The following is a 797-nucleotide window of genomic DNA, read 5'->3' on the forward strand; positions in this document are numbered from 1 at the left end:
GCAGCAGGCGCGCCGGGCGCCATGGCAGGTGCGGGGTGGCGCCGCCGACCTCGCCGGCATAGCTGGCCGAGGACACGCCCCAGTCGGCCAGACGGGCGAGGAACAGATCATTGTTGATGTAGGACGCGCCGCCAAACACCGCGGTGAACGGCTCATTGTCTTCGAGGATCCGCGAATCCCAGCGCGCCATGATCGCCGGAATGCTCGCCGCCGCCCGCCGTTGCCCGTACTCCACGAAGCGGCTGGGCTGGGGCGGCAGGATCTCGGCGATATTGGCGGCGGTCAGGTGCCGGCGCCAGCCGTAATCGCTGATCGGCCGGTATTGCAGGAGCCACAGCTGCGCGCCGTCCCAGGCCCATTCGACATCGCCGGGCACGTAGTGGAAGGTTTTCAGCACGCCCTGCAAAAAGTCCCAGAGCATTGCGCTGCTCAAGCCGTGGGCGGTCGGGAACTGACCGCTGGCCCAGGCGCCTCCAAGCCGCGACAAAATCGCCCGTTCAGGGCTGGACTGGCCGTCAGCCAAGGCCTCCAGATGGCCTTCGACCCACTCCAGCTCCACCCCCAGGTGCCGGACAAAGGCGATGCCCGACAGCGTCGGGGTGATAAAGCGCTGCACCACCACTTCCTCGACACCGGCCGCCCGCAGCGTAGCGATGCGCGCCGGCACGGTGCTGGCCGGCTCGCGCAGGTAGGTGGTGCTGAGGCCGGCATTGGCGGCGTCGGCCTGGTCTTCGCCGTAGCTTGAGGAACGCACCGCCCAGGTGGCGTCGGGCTGGCTGGCGAGCAGCGCGGGCAGG

General features: G+C 69.3%; 1 pseudogene. It reads right to left on the bottom strand.

From position 1 onward, the window contains the following. Positions 1-797: pseudogene (locus tag CF161_RS00030) on the bottom strand (alpha/beta hydrolase); the annotation flags it as partial.

Origin of the sequence: Pseudomonas sp. CF161 (genome assembly GCF_000416215.1) — a bacterium.
GTDB lineage: Bacteria > Pseudomonadota > Gammaproteobacteria > Pseudomonadales > Pseudomonadaceae > Aquipseudomonas.